The 984-nt window shown below is 42.6% G+C and carries 1 pseudogene; it reads right to left on the bottom strand.

The window, feature by feature from the left end:
* A pseudogene (locus A9501_RS09675) lies at nt 1-984 on the bottom strand (hypothetical protein); the annotation flags it as partial.

Here is a 984-nt window from a genome sequence, read left to right as displayed (position 1 = left end):
CATCATCGCCAACGGTAATGGTGTCACCATCGGTTTTAACGGTAACTTTATTGTCGCCATCCACTTCTAAGCCTTTGCCCACAGCTACATCATATTTCACGGTAGTGGTTTTGCCATCGGTGTTGGTGACGGTTGCAGTTGTACCCGTGCCGTTTGCGAAGTTGACAGTGTCGTAAGGTTTAACAAAATCAATTTCACTTCCATTGCCTTGAAGGTTCCAGCCTGCATTTAGCACATCACCCACAGTAGCTGCATTGTTAACATTTACAGCATTATCACCTGTACCTGTGATATTTGGCGCTTCTTTTGATTTTGTCGCGTTACTTTGGGCGTTATCACCGCTCGCTGTGTTGTTTTGAGTGCTTGGTAAATTACCCTTCACATTCGTGATGTGATTGTCACCATTGCTTAAACCTGTGTTGGTTAGGGTGACATCTGGTTTTTTGGTTTCGCCAGCTGCTGGAGTGGTTGCATTAATGGTAATGCCGCTATTGTCAACTTTGGTGTCACCCATTGTTATAGAGCCTGCGCTGGTTAGGTCTACGTTATTGCTTAATGCAAAACTATAAGTGTGATTTTTTGATGTTGCATCAACTGTTTGTTTCACCGTTAAGTTTTTGCCTGCATCAAAGTTGACTGTTGTTCCATTGGCTACATCTTGAGCGGAGGCACCAGTGGAGCCATTACCTGTTGCATTTGCTTTAAATCCATAATTATGAACAGAATCAGCCAGTGAGCTTAAATCAATTACGGCTTTTTTGTTCGCAACGTCATTACCCTTACCATCTTGATAAGTCATCACAACTTGTTTTTTATCAGCATCATACTTGTAGTGAGTTGCTTCTTTACCCTCGGCCTTATCAGTTGTTGGGGCAATATGGATTTCATTACTACGCAATGCGTCAGCGGTATTGTGTAAGTCAGAAACATTTACCGCAGCATTTGGTGTGCCAGTAGATGATGCGGCAACCTCTAATTTATTTA

The sequence above is a fragment of the Haemophilus sp. CCUG 66565 genome, from assembly GCF_001679495.1.
Lineage (GTDB): Bacteria > Pseudomonadota > Gammaproteobacteria > Enterobacterales > Pasteurellaceae > Haemophilus > Haemophilus haemolyticus_K.
The sequence above is the reverse complement of the archived record's forward strand: the minus strand, read 5'-3'. Positions and strand labels throughout refer to the sequence as shown.